Source organism: uncultured Eudoraea sp. (assembly GCF_947258525.1).
Taxonomy (GTDB): domain Bacteria; phylum Bacteroidota; class Bacteroidia; order Flavobacteriales; family Flavobacteriaceae; genus Eudoraea.
This window is the reverse complement of the sequence record NZ_CAMYIP010000200.1, coordinates 85680-104925: the sequence shown is the minus strand read 5'-3', so window position 1 is coordinate 104925 and position 19246 is coordinate 85680. Positions and strand designations below refer to the sequence as shown.

Genomic DNA, 19246 nt, shown 5'->3' with positions numbered 1-19246 from the left:
TTTTCAATTACCTTTTTCTCAAAAACTATTTCTTCATCGGTTTCTGTCTCAGAATTTGAGGCAGCATCCTGGGTGTTCATAGACGATTCCATTTCGATGTAACTATCCAGAGCGTAATGGCTTTCGCCTTCATCACTTGCTTCAGTTACCGGAATAAGTTCTATATAATCCTTGACCTTAATATCCTTAACGTTCTCATCCAGATCAAATTTGACAAGCTCCTTATCTTCGGCTTTGTCTTTTTTGGTTTGATTGATAGGCAGATCGAAGGTGAGTGTAATTTGTTCCTCCTCATTTGGTTCTTCAACAGCTTCTTCCTGAACTTCCGGTGTCATATTGGTCACAATGAATTCAGGTTCCAAATCATGTTCAAATGCTTGTTCAGTACTAAGATCCTGATATTCAACCTGGATATTTTTTATCAGTTCACTTGTAGGAATAAGGTCCATTTCCACATCTTTTTCTACCTTTTGTACATCACTTTCAACTGACCCATCATCATCCAGTTCACTGAGATCTAATGTATGCCTGACCACTTCTTCTTCAGGTTTCGCATTCAGTTCAATATCCGGTAAAATGATTGCCGGGTCTTTATCTCCGGTACTCAGATCTTGCTCTAAATGTTGATCGTCCTCGAGTGCGTGAACCACTTTTTTCATCTCTGTATTAGAGATCTCATTTTGCTGTTCTATATTGAATCCGGTGGCTATAATTGTAACTGAAATGGCTTCTTCAAGGCTTTCATCTTCACCAACACCCATAATGATATTGGCACCGTGACCTGCTTCATTCTGGATATGATCATTGATCTCTCCTATTTCATCAATAGTAATTTCCTGAGTGCCGGAAACAATAAGCAGCAAGACGTTTTTGGCTCCCGTAATTTTATTATCATTCAACAATGGAGAATCCAGTGCCTTCAGTATAGCTTCATGTGCCCTGTTTTGACCCGAAGCCGCTGCAGAACCCATAATTGCAGTGCCACTATTGCTTAAAACCGTTTTGGCATCACGAAGATCTATGTTTTGAGTATAGTGATGGGTAATGACTTCTGCTATCCCACGAGCAGCTGTGGACAGCACTTCATCTGCTTTTGAAAAACCTGCTTTAAATCCTAAATTTCCATAAACTTCTCTTAATTTATTATTATTGATAACAATCAAAGAGTCTACATTAGAGCGAAGCTTTTCAATCCCAATTTGAGCTTGCTGGCATCTCATTTTACCTTCAAACTGAAATGGCATAGTAACAATCCCTACAGTAAGGACGTCCATTTCTTTAGCTTGTTTAGCGATAACCGGTGCTGCTCCGGTACCTGTTCCACCTCCCATACCGGCTGTAATGAAAATCATTTTAGTGGTATTATCAAGCATTTGCTTGATTTCCTCCATGCTCTCAAGGGCTGCTTGCTCGCCTACTTCAGGATTTGCACCAGCTCCGAGTCCTTCCGTAAGAGAAACCCCTAATTGTATTTTATTGGGGACAGGGCTATTTTGCAAAGCCTGTGAATCAGTATTGCAAATCACAAAATCTACTCCATTTATTCCGGCCTGGAACATGTGATTGATGGCATTGCTACCACCTCCTCCAACGCCAATTACTTTTATTACATTACTTTGATTTTTGGGTAAATCAAAGGCTATATTTTCAAATTCGGTATTCTTGCTCATGATTTTTGTGTTACTTGTTATTACGTGCTACTATTTAGGTTTACTCTGCGTTGTCTAAAAAATCTTTAAGTTTTTCTGACCAGATGTCAAAAACAGATTTTCTTTCCACCTTTGACTTTTGGTTAACTCTTCCTTCAGGATGGCCTTCTAATACCAATTCTTCATCATTCTTAGCCTCTTCACTATAAATAGGATTTTTTCCTTTATTCTCAATTGCATTCATCAGCAATCCTACAGCGGTTGCATATAGAGGACTGGCTATTTCCTGATCGGAATCCCCGGCTAAATGCTCGTTAGGGTATCCAATACGGGTATCCATACCAGTAATATATTCTACCAATTGCTTTAAATGTTTTAACTGGCTACCACCCCCGGTCAGTACAATCCCGGCGATTAGTTTTTTCTTTTGCTCCTCGTGTCCGTAGTTTTTTATTTCTACATATACCTGCTCAACAATCTCTACAACCCTGGCATGTATTATTTTGGAAAGATTTTTAAGTGTAATTTCTTTAGGCTCTCTTCCTCGCAATCCGGGAATAGAAACAATTTCATTGTCCTTATTTTCCCCGGGCCATGCAGATCCAAACTTCATTTTGAGTAGCTCTGCTTGTTTCTCAATTATTGAACATCCTTCTTTAATGTCTTCTGTTATAACATTCCCGCCAAAAGGAATTACCGCGGTATGTCTTATTATCCCGTCTTTAAAAATGGCCAGGTCTGTTGTCCCACCACCGATATCAATTAATGCAACTCCAGCTTCTTTTTCCTCCTGGCTTAGTACCGCGTCTGAAGATGCAAGGGGTTCCAAGGTAATATTTCCCAGGTCCAGGCCTGCGCTTTTTATACATCTGCCAATGTTTTTAATAGATGAAACCTGACCAACAACTACATGGAAATTAGCTTCAAGCCTACCACCATACATACCTATAGGCTGTTTAATCTCTGCCTGCCCATCTACCTTATATTCCTGAGGCAACACATGGATAATCTCTTCTCCCGGTAACATGACCAATTTATATACCTGGTTACAAAGTTTATCCAGATCGTCTTCATTGATCACTTCTTCAGAGTTGGCCCTCGTAATATAATCACTATGCTGCAGGCTCCTAATATGTTGACCGGCGATGCCAACAACCACGGAACCAATTTTTAAACCAGAATCGGCTTCTGCCTGTTCAACAGCTTGCTGAATAGACTTTATGGTTTGCGTTATATTATTTACTACACCCCGATGTACACCAAGGCTTTTTGACCTGCCAATGCCCAAGACCTCAATTTTGCCATATTCGTTTTCCTTTCCGATTATGGCAACAATTTTTGTAGTACCTATATCTAATCCAACTGAATAATTACTCTGTTCCATATTAATTTAAATTTTGGTGCACACTACTTGATTATTAAATTCTAAGCTTACTATGTTATAGTTTTCCAATGTCTTGTCTTTGGCAGCTTTTGTATAAAAAGCCTTAAAATTGTTGAACTTCTGCTCCAAATTCTCCACATCACCCAAATTCACAACAAAATTTTCTACTCGGAATTTCAATTGATAATTATCTTCATGCTCAATATGAATCCCGATTACATTTTTTCTTAAAAAGTTGTCGCTGTTTATGTATTTTAATATCACATAAACGTCTTCTAAACTTTTACCCGTAATATTGCCCGTTATGATTGGCACTCTTGCCGAATGATTCCTGGATAATGGCATATTTTTACCTTCCATATCCAGGTAGAATTTTGACTTTCCCTCTACACGTCCGATTGGCTGCCGTTGCAAAATTTTTGATGTAAGCTCACCATCTATAGTAAGATAAACTTGGGCACTTCTTACCATTTCATTGGTCTCTATGACCTTTTCTATAGTATCCAAATCTAATTTTTCTTTAGGCATGTTTTTAATGATCCCATAATTTTGTATTAACAATTTATTAACCATTGCCTGTGTGAGGTATAAATTGTTATCTCCAATGAATTTAAGGGAAATCTCCTCTACCCTTCTCGAATTACTCCTATGATCCGAAAACGCATAAAGACCTGTAATACAAATTATTAGGCAAATAAATTTGATGTAATTCCAATTAATTTTCATGTTCAAGTTCTTGTTCTATTTTTGATATTTCCAATCCAATATCCCCGGCACCCATGGTAACCAAAACCTCTGGTTTTTGCCTTTTTATTTCGGCTATCAGATCTTCTTTTTGCATCAATTTTTTATTAGGATTTTTTATTTTGCCCATTAGCCATTCGGAATTCACACCGGCAATCGGTTTTTCTCTTGCAGGATATATATCCAATAACAAAACACTATCAAATTGTGAAAGACTAAGAGCGAAATCATCGGCGAAATCTCTTGTCCTGGAAAATAAATGTGGTTGGAAAACTACAAGTGTTTTTTTGCTAGCGTGCATCTCTGAGATGGCATCATATACAGCATTAATTTCTGTTGGATGGTGGGCATAATCATCTATAAAGACAAAATCTACACTCTTAATACGATAAGAAAATCTCCGTTGCACTCCCTTAAAGGTTTCTAATGCTTTAACAAGAAGACCGGGTGGGGGGCCAATCTGTATTGCCATTGCAAAAGCAACTAAACCATTAAGTAAGTTGTGCTTTCCTGGTTTGTTAAACTTAACCCCTTTAAGGGTAGTGTCTGGAGTTTCCAAATCAAATATGTAGGCGCCATGTATTATTCTTAAATTTCTAATGCAATAATCAGAATCATCATCAATTCCATAGGTTATTCCTTCCAATGGAAGGCCATTTCTAATAAACAGTTTCCCGCCGGGCTTTATCTTGTCTACAAATTCCTTAAATGAATTTCTTAGTTCCATACTGTCGCCATAAATATCTAAATGATCGGCGTCCATAGAAGTAATACAAGCAATATCCGGTGATAACTGTAAAAACGAACGATCGTATTCATCAGCTTCTACAACGGAATATTCACTGCCTCCGAACCAAAAATTACTATTAAAGTCTTCAGAAATACCCCCTAGAAACGCTGTAACCGGGGTATGCGTTTCTCTTAATAAATGTGCGAGAATGCTACTCGTTGTTGTTTTACCATGTGTGCCGGCAACTGCAAAACAAAAAGTATCCCTGGTAATTATCCCCAATACCTCCGATCGTTTTTTTATTTCAAAACCTCGGGAATTAAAGTAATTGAACTCGCCATGGTCACCAGGTATTGCCGGAGTGTAGACAACCAGGGTATTCTTTTCATTCTTATATTCTGCAGGAATTTCGGAGATATCATCTGTATAATGTACCTCAATTCCTAAATCAGAAATCTCTTGGGTCAACGGAGTCTCTGTTTTGTCATAACCTGCTACATTTTTTTTCAGCAGCTTAAAATATCTGGCAAGAGCAGACATACCAATACCTCCAATACCGATAAAATAAATGTTATGTATGTCTTTTAGACTCATATTATATTTGCAGTAAATGTTCTATTTCATCCACAATATTCTTTGTAGCATCTGGCAGTGCCAGAGCTTCGATATTTTCACTCAATAATTTCTTTCGCTCATCAGATTTGTTCAGATCTGAAAAAACATCTTCAAATTTGTCATCTAGTTCTTTCTCCTCTACCATTAATGCCGCTTGTTTTAAAACAAGACTTCTTGCATTTTTGGATTGATGGTCTTCTGCAACATTTGGCGATGGAATGAAAATAACGGGCTTGCCAACTATGCATAATTCTGAAACTGAACTCGCTCCGGCTCTTGAAATTATTATGTCTGCGACGGAATAAGCAAAATTCATTTTATTCAGAAAATCATATAATTTTACATCTTCAGAGTGATATTTTTTATACTCATTATAGTACCCCGGACCGCATTGCCAAACAAGTTGAATTCCTGATCCTGAAAAGAACTTTAGTTCCTTTTCTATAAGTTGATTAATTCTTCGTGCACCCAAACTACCACCCAGAACCAGAAGCGTTGTTTTTTCCGGACTCAAACCAAAAAACTCATAAGCCTCATTAACGCGCTGCAAAGGATTTATCAAATCGGCTCTCACAGGGTTTCCCGTTTTTACAATTTTATCTGTTGGGAAAAATCTTTCCATATCGTCATAGGCAACGCAAATTTTTGTTGCGCTCTTGGCCAATAATTTATTTGTTATCCCTGCATATGAATTCTGCTCCTGCAAAACACAAGGGATTCCTTTTCTCGCAGCCATTTTTAATACAGGTCCACTGGCAAATCCTCCCGTGCCAATAACCACATTGGGTTTAAACTTTGCTACTATTTTTCCTGCACTAATCAAACTACTTATTAATTTAAAAGGGAACATCAAATTCTTTAATGTCAATTTTCTTTGAATTCCACTAATCCATAATCCTTCAATCTTATATCCTGCCTTTGGAACTTTTTCCATTTCCATCCTGTCCTTTGCCCCTACAAATAAAAATGTCGCATTGGGGTGTCGTAATTTTAATTCATCTGCAATGGCAATTGCCGGGTAAATATGTCCTCCTGTACCACCGCCTGATAATATAAACCTATAGTTGTCCACTAAGCACTTCTAAAGGGTTAGTATCATCTACATCAGATGTCTTAACATCAACCGATTTAAATTTCCTGCTCGCACTCAATACAATCCCAATAGCGAGACAAGTCATCCAAATAGATGTTCCTCCACTACTAATGAGCGGCAAAGTCTGACCGGTTACAGGAAATAATTCTACTGCTACTGCCATATTAATAAGTGCTTGAAAAACAATGGGCAAACCAACACCAACTACTAATAATTTACCAAATACGGTTTCATTTGAATTCGCTACTACTACTATTCTGAATAACAAAAGCATGTAAAAAAACATTAGAATAAATCCTCCGACCAAGCCGTACTCTTCAATAATAATGGCATAAATAAAATCTGACGAACTCTGTGGCAGGAAATTTTTCATTACGCTTTTCCCTGCGCCATTTCCAACAATTCCTCCACTGGCGATTGCAATTTTAGCCTTTTCTATCTGGTAGTCACCTTCGGTATCAGCAGGATCCCAAAAGCTCTCAACCCTATTTATCCAGGTGTCAACTCTGTTTGGAAAAAGATCCGGATATGCTTTTGCCGTAAGAATAAAAATGGCAAGTATTACCAAACCAGTACCAACTATCCCCGAAAGATATTTTAATGGATAACCCCCTAAAAAGCAAAGTACGAGCACCATAAAAAACAAAATGGCGGCGGTGGAGAAATTAGCCGGTAAAATTAAAATGGTGACAATAAAAACGGGAAGCCACAAGGGCACCAGACTTTCACTGAAAGTGATTGCCTTATCTTTAATTTTAGTGAGGTATCTCGCCACATAGATCATAAGTACTACTGCTGCGAGATTTGAGGTTTGAAAAGTAATTCCAACTAATGGAAGGCGTATCCACCTGCTTGCATTTGCACCCTCTATTGTAGTACCCTGTGCCAAAGTATATACTAATAGGACCAGGACAATAGGCAGGGCTATAATAGATAAGCCCTTAAAAAAATGAGTAGGTATTTTGTGAACCCCATAGATTATTCCAAAGCCTAAAAACAATAACATCCCATGTTTTACCAAATGGCCTATTGTTGTGCCATTTCCTACTACATAAACCAAATTGCTACTGGCGCTGTAAACAGGTAAAAATGAAAAGAGGGCCAGGAGGGCAACTACGCCCCATATGGCTTTATCTCCTTTTATATTTCCACTAAACCTGGACATTTTTACAAGTTTTTTATTGCTTCTTTAAATTGGTTTCCCCTGTCTTCATAATTTTTAAAAAGGTCAAAACTGGCACAGGCTGGAGATAGCAAAACAGTATCTCCACGTTCTGCAATTTTATACGCAACTTTTACGGCTTCGCTCATCGCGTAAGTCTCCACTAAAAGATCTACCACGTTACCAAAAGCATATTTAATTTTGGAATTATCCATACCCAGGCAAATTATTGCCTTCACCTTTTCCCTTACTAAAGGCATAAGAATCTTATAATCATTTCCTTTATCTACCCCACCAACAATCCAAACAACAGGAGTATTCATGCTCTCCAAAGCATAATAAGTTGCATTTACATTAGTGGCCTTTGAATCATTTATGTATTGCACGTGATGAATTTTCAAAACCTTTTCCAAGCGGTGTGCAGCTCCCTGAAAATTTTGAATACTTTCGCGGATAGTATCCTTTCGAATACCAACCAATTTTGCAACGGTTGATGCCGCCATTGTATTTTTAAGGTTGTGTAACCCTTCTAATGCCAAAGAATCTGCTTTCATTTGAATTGTTTTATTTTCTGTACTAATTAATATTCTGTCATTTTCTAACCATGCCCCTTCACTGAGTTTATTAGTTATGCTAAAAGGCAATAATTTTGATCTAATTGGGTTTTTTTCCAGCCATCTGATAATTACCGGATCATCGGAATCATAAATCAAACTATCCTCGGTATCCTGGTTTTTTACAATCCTGAATTTCGAAGACACATAGTTTTCAAAAGAATGATCATACCTATCTAAATGATCTGGTGTAATATTTGTTATTACCGCTATACTTGGTTTAAAATCCACTATTCCATCTAATTGAAAACTGCTTATTTCAAGCACATAGTAATCATAATCGTGTTCCGCTACCATTTTGGCAAAACTGTCACCAATATTACCTGCCATTCCCACATTTAAGCCTCCCTTTTTTAATATGTGATAGGTAAGCATTGTGGTGGTGGTTTTTCCATTACTTCCCGTGATTCCAATTATTTTGGCTTCAGTATACCTGGCGGCAAACTCAATCTCTGAAATTACCGGAATACCTTTAGCAATAAGCTTTTCTACCAGTGGCACTGTATCCGGAATACCCGGACTTTTCATAACAACATCGGCTTTTAAAATTTGGTCCTCCGAATGCTGCTGTTCCTCCCAATCAATCTCAAAATGTTCAAGAACGTTTTTATATTTTTTTTTAATCTTCCCCTTATCTGAGACAAATACCCGGTAATCCTTTTTTTTTGCCAGAATAGCTGTTCCTACCCCGCTTTCGCCAGCTCCTAGTACAACTATTAATTTCATTATCTCACTTTGAGTGTCACAATTGTAATGATGGCCAATAGAATTCCTACAATCCAAAACCTTGTGACTATTTTACTTTCGTGATATCCCTTTTTCTGATAATGGTGGTGTAAGGGCGCCATTAAAAAAATTCGTTTCCCTTCACCGGATTTATTTTTGGTGTATTTGAAATAACCAACCTGTAACATCACTGATATTGACTCTGCAAAAAATATTCCGCATAGAATGGGAATCAACAACTCTTTTCTTACAATTAATGCAATTACTGCTATGACACCACCTATGGTAAGACTTCCGGTGTCTCCCATAAACACTTGAGCAGGAAATGCATTGTACCATAAAAACCCTACTAATGATCCCACAAAAGCCGCAATGAATACTAAAAGCTCTCCGGCCTTTGGTATGTACATAATATCCAGGTATTCTGAAAAAATGATATTACCCGAAACCCATGCAAAAATTCCCAGGGTGAGAACTATTATAGCCGATGACCCGGCTGCCAGACCATCAATACCATCTGTAAGATTTGCTCCATTCGAAACCGCGGTTACTATTAAGATTACAATTGGAATAAAAATTAACCAGGCATAGGATGTTGCATTCTCGCCGACCCATGAGATCAGATTGCTGTAATCCAATTCATTATTCTTGAAAAACGGTACAGTGGTCATGGTAGATTTAATATCTTCTCCTTTAATCTTTTCAACCCTATATTGTTCCGTAATTATTGTATTGGTCCTTTCTCGCATAGTGACTTCCGGATGGAAGTATAAGGTTGCACCCACAATCAGACCAAGCACAACCTGACCGATCACTTTAAATCTACCTTTAAGTCCTTTTTTATTCTTTCTAAAAATCTTGATATAGTCATCTACAAATCCGATAATTCCCATCCATAGAATGGTAACGATCAATAAAATGACATAAATATTGGTTATATCGGCAAACAACAAGACGGGAATCAAGGTGGACATTATTATTATCAGACCACCCATCGTTGGAGTACCCGTTTTCTGCTTTTGCCCCTCGAGTCCGAGATCCCGAACGGTTTCCCCTATTTGCTTGTGTTTAAGAAATAGAATAATTCGCTTGCCATATACTGTTGCCAATAGCAAAGAAAGAAGTACCGCCATAGCCGCCCTGAATGTCTGAAACTGGAACAGACCTGCTCCCGGCAGTTGGTATTCCTTTTCTAAATATTCAAACAGATAATAAAGCATATTAGGTTATCTATTTCTTTTTACTTATTTAAACTGGTTAACACTTCTTTTACAATCTTGAAATCATCAAAATCCGTTCGCTCACCATTTGTTTCCTGATAGGTTTCATGACCCTTACCTGCAACCAGGATAATATCATTAGGTACTGCCAGCTGACAGGCAGTTCTTATGGCCTGATTTCGATTTTCAATTGACAAAACTTTGCTGGAATTCTGCGGTTCTACCCCAGACTCCATCTCTTCAATAATAATGAGTGGCGGTTCGGATCGTGGGTTATCTGATGTGAAAATTGCCTTGCTGCTCATTGCTGAAGCGATATGACCCATTACCGGACGCTTAGACCTGTCACGATCACCACCACACCCCACTACGGTGATGACGTTTTCATTTCCAGTCCTCAATGTATTGATTGTCTCAAGTACATTTTTTAACGCGTCCGGCGTATGGGCATAATCAACAATAGCCGTTATTCTTTCTTTAGATATAAAGTATTGAAACCTTCCATCTACATTTTCTAATTCACTTAATAATCTTAGGGTTTCAAGTTTTTCTAATCCCAATAAGTCAGCAGTGGCATATATAGCCAGGATGTTGTAAGCATTGAAATGACCTATTAATCGTGTCCATAGTTCATTATCGTCAATTTTTAACAACTGGCCATTAAACTGATTTTCCAAAATCTGGGCCCTGTAGTCAGCATAACTTTTTAGAGCATATGTGTATTTCTTAGCTACCGTATTTTGCAGCATCACAAGCCCGTTTTTATCATCAATATTTGTTAAGGCAAATGCTCTTTTAGGTAAATCGTCAAATAATTTCTTTTTTGTATCTCTGTATTCGGCAAATGTTTTGTGATAATCAAGGTGATCATGTGATAAATTGGTAAATATTGCACCCTCAAATACCAGGCCCTCCGTCCTTTTTTGATGAATGCCGTGGGAACTTACTTCCATAAAACAAAATTCAACACCTGCCTCATTCATTAAAGACAGATAATGATTAATGGTCATAGCATCCGGAGTTGTATGGGTAGCAGGAAATTCCTTAGTATCCACCATGACTCTAATAGTGGATAGCAAACCAACTTTATACCCCGCTTTTTTAAACAATTGATACAACAAACTGCTAACCGTGGTCTTGCCATTAGTTCCGGTAACACCTACAAGCTTTAGATTTTTGGATGGATTATCATATAAATTTGACGCCATGATTGCCAAGGCCTGGTTGGCATCATGAACTTCCACATAAGTTATATCATTGATTAGATCTTCCGGAAGACTTTCGCACACAATAGAATTAGCTCCGGCGGCTATCGCCTTTTTAATATATTTATGCCCATCGGTTAAAGTACCTTTGATGGCCACAAAAACATTACCCTTGGCAACTTTTCTGGAATCAAAACAAATAGTATTTACTGATACCCCGGTTGATCCGCTCACAGCAGTAAGACTAACACCATATAGTATATCCTTTAGGGGCTTCATGAAAGTTCCAATATTATTTTCTTTACATTTTTTAAATCTGTTCCCTTAGAAATTGATTGTTTTCTCACCTTTCCATTTCCTTTTACCTCTACCTCAAGGCCCATGTTTTCAAGGATAGAAATTGCATCCATTCCGCTCATACCTTTTACATCTGGCATTTGATTATAATTCTTTTGTGCCGCTGTATAGTAATTTTGAAAACTTGCCTCCAAATCATCATTAGAAGGTTCTAAGGTTTCTATTTCGTCTATTAAAGGGTTGTTGGCATAAATCTTTCTGGCGATGGATTTAAATACGGGCCCAGATACGTCGGCCCCGTAATAACCTACACTTTTATCCGGTTCATGGATCACTACTATGCAAGAGTATTTTGGATCATCTGCAGGAAAATATCCGGCAAAAGTTGATATATATCTCAATTTATCGGGGTCTCGTGTAACATAGTTCTTCTGAGCTGTTCCTGTCTTGCCCGCCATTGAAAAGTTTGGAGAATAAAGTCGGTGTCCGGTTCCATGTTCTTTTTCGACTACATTTTTCATTAAGTCTTTTACCTGTTTTGCAGTCTCCTTAGAACAAACAGCCATATTAATTACTTCCTTATCAAAGGTGTATATGGTTTTGTTCCATTCCTTAACTTCTTTTATCAATCTGGGGCGAACCAATTGACCATCATTTGCAATGGCATTGTAAAAAGCGAGTGTCTGCAGCGGTGTTAAGGATACTTCATAGCCGTGAGACATCCATGCTAATGAAATACCAGACCATCCCTTATCTCCGGGATATCTGATAACAGGCTTACCCTCACCTTTAATGGGCATCCCAAGTTCCTGATGGAGCCCCATAGACATAAGGCGATCTACATAGACAGATGGTTCTTCTTTGTAACTGTTGTGAACCATTTTAGCAAAAGCTGTATTTGAAGAAACTTCAAACGCCTTTGCCATTGATATTTTTCCATAACCCCCGTGTTTCGAATCTCTCACGGTTCTATCGTATATTCTCCAACGACCTTTTTCAGTATCAATAACTGTACTTGTGTCTATCTTTTGATCTTCGAGGGCAGCAACCAGAGACATTAATTTAAATGTAGATCCGGGTTCATGAGATTCGCCTATCGCATAATTCAATCTCTCGTAATATTTACCATCTTCCGTCCTGCCAAGATTTGAAATTGCTTTTACTTCGCCCGTTTTGGTTTCCATTACTATGACACATCCATGATCTGCTTTATACTTTTCCAACTGAGTCAAAAGTCCATGATGTGCAATATCCTGAATATTGATATCGATAGTCGAAACTACATCATACCCATCTTTAGGTTCTACAATATTGTCTAAACCAATAGGCTTCCACTGACCTTTGGCAATTTTCTGTTTTAGTCTTTTCCCTTCTATACCTCTTAAGTAGTTTCCAAAGGCGCCTTCGAGTCCTACCCTGGTCACATAACCATTTTCATCAAATCTTTCATATCCCACACTTCTTTCTGCTATTTTTCCCAAAGGATGTTCTCTAACAGTTTTTTGTTCAACAATGAAACCACCCCTATTTGGACCTTTATTAAAAAGTGGGAATTCCTTAACCTGCATATAATCTGAATAGTCAAGATTCCTGACTACTAAAGCATATCTGTTTTTACTCGCTTTTGCTTTTCTTAAAATTTGCTCATAATGAGCAGAGGGTTTTCCAAGCAGATTTGAAAGTGCATTACACAAAGGCTGTATTTCTTCTTCAAAATCGGTGTTCTTGACGGTAACGGCATCAAAACGTATTGTATAGCGCGAGACCGATGTGGCCAGCAAACTGCCATCATCTGAATAGAGATTTCCCCTGTTAGGTGCAATTGTAAAAAGCTTTTCCGTACGCTTAAGAGCTATCTCCTTGTACTTATTGCCATGCACCATCTGAATACTTACCAGTTTTACTGCCACGGCAAGCGCAAACACGAACAGGCATGCTGATACTATATAAAGTCTGGTTAGTATTTTTTTTTCGGTGATAGCCACTTATTTTTTATTAGTTTTTACTTTAATCTTTTTTGGCGGTGCTTCTGAAGGAAAAAGACCTTCATCCTTAACATATTGTGTAATGGTTGATTCTAATTTCAATCTTTGCACATCTGAGCGCATATCCACGAATTCGTTCTTTAATTCTTTAACCTGTTCATTCAATGCAGCCACTTGATGTACTTTCTTGTCTGCACTGTGAGAACTTGCAATCATTATGGTTGCTAAACCGGAAGCAAAAATTATAAAGAGCCAATTTTTGGGTGCATCTCCACTCACCAGAAACTTGCCTTTTAAAATATCTATGATCCCTTTTCTCATGAGCCTTATACTGTTTTTATTCCAAATCCATAATTTATATTCGTTCTGCTATTCGCAATCTTGCACTACGCGCTCTGCTATTCCTGGCAATTTCATCGGCAGAAGGAACTATTAATTTGCCTACTCTTTTAAAGGGTACATTAATATTTCCGTAAAAGTCCTTTTCCGCTTCACCCGAAAAACTTCCTGCTCTAATAAACCTCTTAACCAGTCTATCTTCCAAAGAGTGATAGCTAATTAAACTTAGCCGACCGCCTTTATCCATTATCTCCGGAGTTTGCAATAAAAATTCTTCTATTGCCACTAATTCCTGATTAACTTCAATCCGTATTGCCTGATATACCTGAGCCAAAATTTTGTTTTCTCTGAACTTTGGTAAAAATTCCTTAAGTACCATTTTTAAATCAGCAGTTGTTTTTAACGGTGATTTTTCTCTGTACTCTACTATTGTTTTTGCCATTGCATCTGCACGTCGTAAATCGCCATATCGAAACAAAACACTTCTCAGGTCATCATAGGTATAAGAATTAACTACTTCATAAGCACTCTTCTTGTTTCTAGCACTCATCCTCATGTCCAGATCGGCATCAAAACGGATAGAAAAACCCCGTTCGGCCTTATCAAACTGATGAGAAGAAACCCCAAAATCTGCTAAGATTCCATTTACCTTTTTTATGCCATAGAACTTTAAAAATTGCTTTATATATCTAAAGTTTTCATTGATCAGGGTAAACCTGTTATCAGCTATCGCATTTTTCAAAGCTTCCTCATCCTGATCAAATGCAAACAAAGCGCCTTCACTGCCCAATCTTCTTAGAATCTCCCTGGAATGCCCGCCTCCGCCAAAAGTCACATCTACATATATTCCATTCTCCAATATATTGAGCCCGTCAACGGATTCTTTTAATAAAACAGGGTTATGATAGTTCGTCTCCATCATCACCCATTACCTCTTCCGCTAATTCTGCAAAATTTTCTGCAGTTTCATCAATTACTTTTTCATAGCTATCCTTATCCCAAATCTCAATAATGTTTATTGCTGAACTTAAAACCACTTCCTTTCTAATCCCTGCTATAGAAACCAGGTTTTTGGGTATTAGTAATCTGCCTGTACCATCTATTTCGAGGGGTTTCACTCCGGCTGAAAAACGTCTAATAAAATCATTGTTTTTCTTCTTGAACCTGTTCTTTTTATTCATTTTTTCCATTAACAGATTCCATTCATCCATGGGATACAACTCCAGACAAGGCTGAAATACGGAGCGTTTTATGACAAAGCCCTTGTTGAGAACAGGGGCCATCTGATTTTTAAGAGTTACGGGTATCATTATCCGCCCTTTTACATCAGCTTTGCAATCATATGTCCCTATAAAACTTATCACTTAAATCGGCTGGTTTTCTATTATTAACTCAAATATATAGAAATTATTACCACAATTTACCACAAATTACCACTTTGTTGAAAAAAAATTCTTGAAAATATGAGAAGTAGAATGTAAAGTCCAGCCATTTAAACTGCTGTCAAGAATTCTTAAAGGCCGTTATTTTTGATTAAAAATAAGGCGTTATAAAGGTACCCTCTTTTTTCGAAAAGTATATGTATTATTAGGAAATGCCTATATTTGCCCACTGAAGACAGAAGCAGCATTTAATGGAAGAGCACATTAAAAAAGAAGGTGAATACAGGTTTATTGAGGTGGGAGAAGGAACTCCTATGATTATTCTTCACGGTCTTATGGGAGGGCTCAGCAATTTTCACGGGGTAACCGACTATTTTCCAAATAAAGGTTATAAAGTTTTAATTCCTGAGTTGCCAATCTACTCTTTGCCATTATTAAAAACCAATGTAAAAAACTTTGCCAGGTTCCTGGAGGAATTTATTGAATATAAAGGATTCAAAGATGTAATTTTATTAGGAAATTCTCTTGGAGGTCATGTAGGTTTATTGCATACGAAACTTTATCCTAAAATGGTGAAAGCCCTTGTCATAACAGGAAGTTCCGGACTTTATGAAAGCGCCATGGGAGATGGCTACCCCAAACGAGGCGATTATGAGTTTATTAAAAAGAAGGCACAGGACGTATTTTATGATCCTGCAGTTGCAACAGAAGAAATTGTGGACGAAGTTTATGCCACTGTAAATGACAGAAGTAAATTAGTGAAGACACTGGCTATAGCCAAAAGTGCTATCAGACATAATATGTCTAAGGATTTACCAAAAATGAAGACCCCAACTTGTATTATTTGGGGCGAAAATGATTCTGTAACCCCTCCTAATGTTGCCCGGGAATTCCATGAATTACTGCCGGATTCAGAACTATTCTGGATAGAAAAATGCGGGCATGCACCTATGATGGAACATCCCAATGAATTCAATGTCATTCTGGACGAATGGTTACAAAAGCGCAAATTCTAATACACTTACTGACATGAAAATAAAGTCTGCCGACTTTGTAATGAGCAACTCAAGTGTGGAGAAGTGCCCCAATCAGCTTTTACCGGAATATGCCTTTATAGGAAGATCAAATGTGGGAAAATCTTCACTTATCAATATGCTAACCTCAAGAAAGAGTCTTGCAAAAACATCAGGCAGACCTGGAAAAACTCAACTCATCAATCATTTTAAAATAAATGACCAATGGTTCCTGGTTGATCTTCCCGGATATGGCTATGCCCGTGTATCTAAAAAGGATAAAAAAACATTTCAGAAATATATTACCGATTACTTCCTTAAAAGAGAACAATTAGTATGTGCCTTTCTATTAATTGATATAAGACACGAAGCCCAGAAAATAGATCTTGAATTCATGCAATGGATGGGTGAGAACGGAATTCCTTTTACTATAATATTTACTAAGGCAGATAAGCTGAAGCCTGGAGCGATTGAAAGAAATGTGAAAAATTACCTGGATCAAATGCTTTCAGGAGTCTGGGAAGAAGTTCCAAATCATTTTGTTACATCTTCGTCTAATGGTATGGGCAGGGAAGAGGTTTTAGATTATATCGAGGAAATAAATACAGGGATTTTTAAAGAAAACAAAGCTTAATCCTTTACGCTGTAATTTCCTTGCCTCTCTTTTTGATTAAATTAATTAAGGCTTCCATAGTTTCTAACTCATTGAGTTCTCTCGCAGAAATAAATACCTGTAATTCGTCATCTAAGGCGATCAGAATGATTGGAAACTCAAATTTATGCCCAAATTTAGAAGCATATTGTTTTTTAAATTCATCCTTATGTAGAAACTCCGTATTCCACTCCATTTCTTCCCGGAATTTCTTCCATGCTTTTCTCTCTTTAAAAACACTATAAGTTAAATCACAGAGATTGCACTGATACGTATTCGGACTTAATGCTTTATGAGCACCATCCAAAAGCGAATTTCTCAATCCTGAATCTGCATTATAAATAAAAATAAGCCGGGCCTCCTGATGGTTTTCCATAAATAAATTTATACATTTAATAAGTGCATGAAAATATGCTTTACATCATGCTTTTCAGTCAACTAAAATACTCAATCCTTACAACTTATACGTTAGATCAACTCTTCTATGCATAAACTTATAAACTGTTGCCTGCTATTGTTTATATTGCAATTCCAATCAAGCTTTTCCCAGCCTCAAGCAACTCCATTTCCATCTCCATTTAAAAACATAGACACTCTTGCGACCAATGACTGGTGGAACAGAGCTCCTAATGAAATTATCAATCTCAAAGTAAACCGAGACAGTGTAGTGGCTTTCGGTCTTTATACCGTTCATGCCAATGTCCTTAAATTAACAGCTCAACTCTATCCTCTTTATCCCAAAGAAACAAGGACAATTAGTTTGGCGCTTTACACAGATGGTGAATGGAATATAGTCCAGAAACAGGATGTAAATGAATTAGGTTGGTCCGCTCTTTTCAGGATAGAAAACTGGGACTATTCAAAAGATATAAAATACAGGATCATCCATGGGGAAGGGGCTTATTTTGAAGGAACAATCCGCAAAAATCCTGAATATAAGGATGAAATAGTAATGGCTGCGCTTTCCTGTAATTCAAACAAGGACAGGGGTTTGAGGAGAAATTACGTAAGGAATATTAATTACCAGGACCCGGATATCATGTTTTTTGCAGGAGACCAGTCATATGATCACACGGAACATACGGCTGCCTGGCTTAAATTTGGCCTGCAATTCAGGGAAACTTTCAGGAACAGACCCTGTATTACTATTCCTGATGACCACGATATTGGGCAGGGGAACCTTTGGGGGGAGAACGGCAAATTATCTACAGCAAAAGGAAGTAGTGATGGTGGGTATAGGTATCACCCCGAATATGTAAAAATGGTAGAAAGGTGCCAAACAGGTCATCTTCCAGATCCTTATGACCCAACACCCATAGAACAAGGTATTGGCGTATACTATACAAATCTTACTTTGGGGGGTATTGATTTTGCGATATTGGAAGACAGAAAATTTAAATCGGGACCTGAAGGCAAGATTCCTCAGCAAGGTCCGCGACCAGACCATATAAGGAATCCGAACTATGATCCGAAGTCTATTGATTTGGAGGGATTGACTTTGTTAGGAGAAAGACAACTTATCTTTTTAAAAGATTGGGGTGGTAAAAAATCTGAGGCCATGAAAGTGGTTTTATCACAGACCGGATTTTGCGGGGGTGCCCATATCCATGGATCTTTAGATAACAGATTACACGCAGACCTGGATTCGAATGGCTGGCCGCAAAGCGACAGAAACAAAGCTTTAAAACTGATTAAAAATGCAAATGCGGTTCATATTGCAGGAGACCAACATCTTGCAACAGTTATTCAGCATGGAATTGAGGATTTTAGGGATGGACCATGGGCCTTTGTTGTTCCGGCAATAGTAAATGATTATTACAGCAGGTGGTGGTGGCCCGAAGATGAAAAAGCCGGATCAAATCCTAACAAGAAAACTTCCCTGCCCTGGACCGGTGATTATTTAGATGGTTTTGGAAATAAAATAAGTATGATGGCCTATGTAAATCCTGAAAGCCCCTCTAGTGGAGGAGGCTATGGTCTAATCAGATTTAATAAAAAAGAGAAGAATATAACCTTTGAATGCTGGCCAAGAAATGCTGATGTTACCACAGGTAACGCAACTCAATTTGAAGGATGGCCAATAACAATAACCCTCGATTAGTCCTTTTTTAATTCTAGCTTCTCTGCAAAATAGTCACAGAAATCCTTCATAGTTGAAGTCATTTTTTCGTCCTGGGTGGCTTTCATAAAAGTATCGGACATAGCCATGAGGGTTTGATGAAAGAAAACTTTCATTTCATCAACAGGCATATCCTTAGTCCATAAGTCTATTTTTAATGACTCCTGGTTCTTGCTATCCCACACCGACAATAACATAGCTTTAGCCTCTTCATTTACTATCCCGCCATCTTCTGCGGACCAGGTAAGCTCTTCAGGAACACGATTTTCATCCAGGCCAACCTTAAGTGTTATTTGTGAGGTATGTAATTTTCCCAT

Annotated in this window: 18 protein-coding genes; 3 read left to right on the top strand and 15 right to left on the bottom strand. The window is 37.8% G+C overall.

What is annotated here, in order from left to right:
• The 13 genes from ftsZ to mraZ all read right to left on the bottom strand — a co-directional run.
• A partial coding sequence (ftsZ, locus tag Q0X89_RS15595; RefSeq protein WP_297695847.1) for a cell division protein FtsZ occupies positions 1-1670 on the bottom strand: 1670 nt, incomplete at its 3' end.
• Between the two features lie 40 nt (positions 1671-1710).
• Complete coding sequence (gene ftsA / locus Q0X89_RS15590) at positions 1711-3033, bottom strand: cell division protein FtsA (protein WP_297695845.1); 1323 nt, start codon at positions 3031-3033, stop codon at positions 1711-1713.
• A 6-nt stretch (positions 3034-3039) separates the two neighbouring features.
• Positions 3040-3561 carry a cell division protein FtsQ/DivIB gene (locus tag Q0X89_RS15585; protein WP_367177070.1) on the bottom strand — a complete coding sequence of 174 codons (522 nt, stop codon included), beginning with the start codon at positions 3559-3561 and terminating at the stop codon, positions 3040-3042.
• A gap of 187 nt (positions 3562-3748) precedes the next feature.
• A complete protein-coding gene (murC, locus tag Q0X89_RS15580) occupies positions 3749-5101 on the bottom strand; it encodes a UDP-N-acetylmuramate--L-alanine ligase (protein WP_297695841.1) in 1353 nt (450 codons plus the stop codon).
• Between the two features lies 1 nt (position 5102).
• Positions 5103-6194 (bottom strand): undecaprenyldiphospho-muramoylpentapeptide beta-N-acetylglucosaminyltransferase, encoded by a 1092-nt coding sequence (gene murG / locus Q0X89_RS15575; protein ID WP_297695839.1) that lies wholly within the window; start codon positions 6192-6194, stop codon positions 5103-5105.
• Positions 6181-7380, bottom strand: a complete 1200-nt coding sequence (locus Q0X89_RS15570; protein ID WP_297695837.1) for an FtsW/RodA/SpoVE family cell cycle protein — start codon at positions 7378-7380, stop codon at positions 6181-6183. Before Q0X89_RS15570 ends, murG begins: the two co-directional genes overlap by 14 nt.
• 2 nt (positions 7381-7382) lie before the next feature.
• Positions 7383-8717 (bottom strand): UDP-N-acetylmuramoyl-L-alanine--D-glutamate ligase, encoded by a 1335-nt coding sequence (gene murD, locus Q0X89_RS15565; protein WP_297695835.1) that lies wholly within the window; start codon positions 8715-8717, stop codon positions 7383-7385.
• On the bottom strand, positions 8717-9937 hold the full coding sequence (mraY, locus tag Q0X89_RS15560; RefSeq protein WP_297695833.1) for a phospho-N-acetylmuramoyl-pentapeptide-transferase: 1221 nt from the start codon (positions 9935-9937) through the stop codon (positions 8717-8719). Before mraY ends, murD begins: the two co-directional genes overlap by 1 nt.
• 20 nt (positions 9938-9957) lie before the next feature.
• Positions 9958-11421, bottom strand: coding sequence for a UDP-N-acetylmuramoyl-L-alanyl-D-glutamate--2,6-diaminopimelate ligase (locus Q0X89_RS15555; protein ID WP_297695831.1), 1464 nt, complete (start codon positions 11419-11421; stop codon positions 9958-9960).
• Entirely contained in the window at positions 11418-13424 is a 2007-nt protein-coding gene (locus Q0X89_RS15550) for a penicillin-binding protein (protein ID WP_297695829.1), read from the bottom strand. Before Q0X89_RS15550 ends, Q0X89_RS15555 begins: the two co-directional genes overlap by 4 nt.
• Positions 13425-13745, bottom strand: a complete 321-nt coding sequence (locus Q0X89_RS15545) for an FtsL-like putative cell division protein (RefSeq protein WP_297695827.1) — start codon at positions 13743-13745, stop codon at positions 13425-13427.
• A 34-nt stretch (positions 13746-13779) separates the two neighbouring features.
• Positions 13780-14685: a 16S rRNA (cytosine(1402)-N(4))-methyltransferase RsmH gene (gene rsmH, locus Q0X89_RS15540; protein WP_297695825.1), complete on the bottom strand. Its 906-nt coding sequence runs from the start codon at positions 14683-14685 to the stop codon at positions 13780-13782.
• Positions 14663-15127, bottom strand: a complete 465-nt coding sequence (mraZ, locus tag Q0X89_RS15535) for a division/cell wall cluster transcriptional repressor MraZ (RefSeq protein ID WP_297695823.1) — start codon at positions 15125-15127, stop codon at positions 14663-14665. Before mraZ ends, rsmH begins: the two co-directional genes overlap by 23 nt.
• A 269-nt stretch (positions 15128-15396) precedes the next feature.
• On the opposite strand from mraZ, the gene Q0X89_RS15530 reads away from it, so the two are divergent.
• Entirely contained in the window at positions 15397-16161 is a 765-nt protein-coding gene (locus Q0X89_RS15530) for an alpha/beta hydrolase (RefSeq protein WP_297695821.1), read from the top strand.
• 13 nt (positions 16162-16174) lie between these two features.
• Positions 16175-16792: a ribosome biogenesis GTP-binding protein YihA/YsxC gene (yihA, locus tag Q0X89_RS15525; RefSeq protein ID WP_297695819.1), complete on the top strand. Its 618-nt coding sequence runs from the start codon at positions 16175-16177 to the stop codon at positions 16790-16792.
• 4 nt (positions 16793-16796) lie between these two features.
• Here yihA and Q0X89_RS15520 read toward each other — a convergent pair whose 3' ends face one another.
• A complete protein-coding gene (locus tag Q0X89_RS15520) occupies positions 16797-17186 on the bottom strand; it encodes a GTPase (protein WP_297695817.1) in 390 nt (129 codons plus the stop codon).
• A 108-nt stretch (positions 17187-17294) separates the two neighbouring features.
• On the opposite strand from Q0X89_RS15520, the gene Q0X89_RS15515 reads away from it, so the two are divergent.
• Entirely contained in the window at positions 17295-18911 is a 1617-nt protein-coding gene (locus Q0X89_RS15515) for an alkaline phosphatase D family protein (protein WP_297695815.1), read from the top strand.
• Here Q0X89_RS15515 and gldC read toward each other — a convergent pair.
• A complete protein-coding gene (gldC, locus tag Q0X89_RS15510) occupies positions 18908-19246 on the bottom strand; it encodes a gliding motility protein GldC (protein WP_297695813.1) in 339 nt (112 codons plus the stop codon). The two genes, Q0X89_RS15515 and gldC, sit on opposite strands and share 4 nt — an antisense overlap.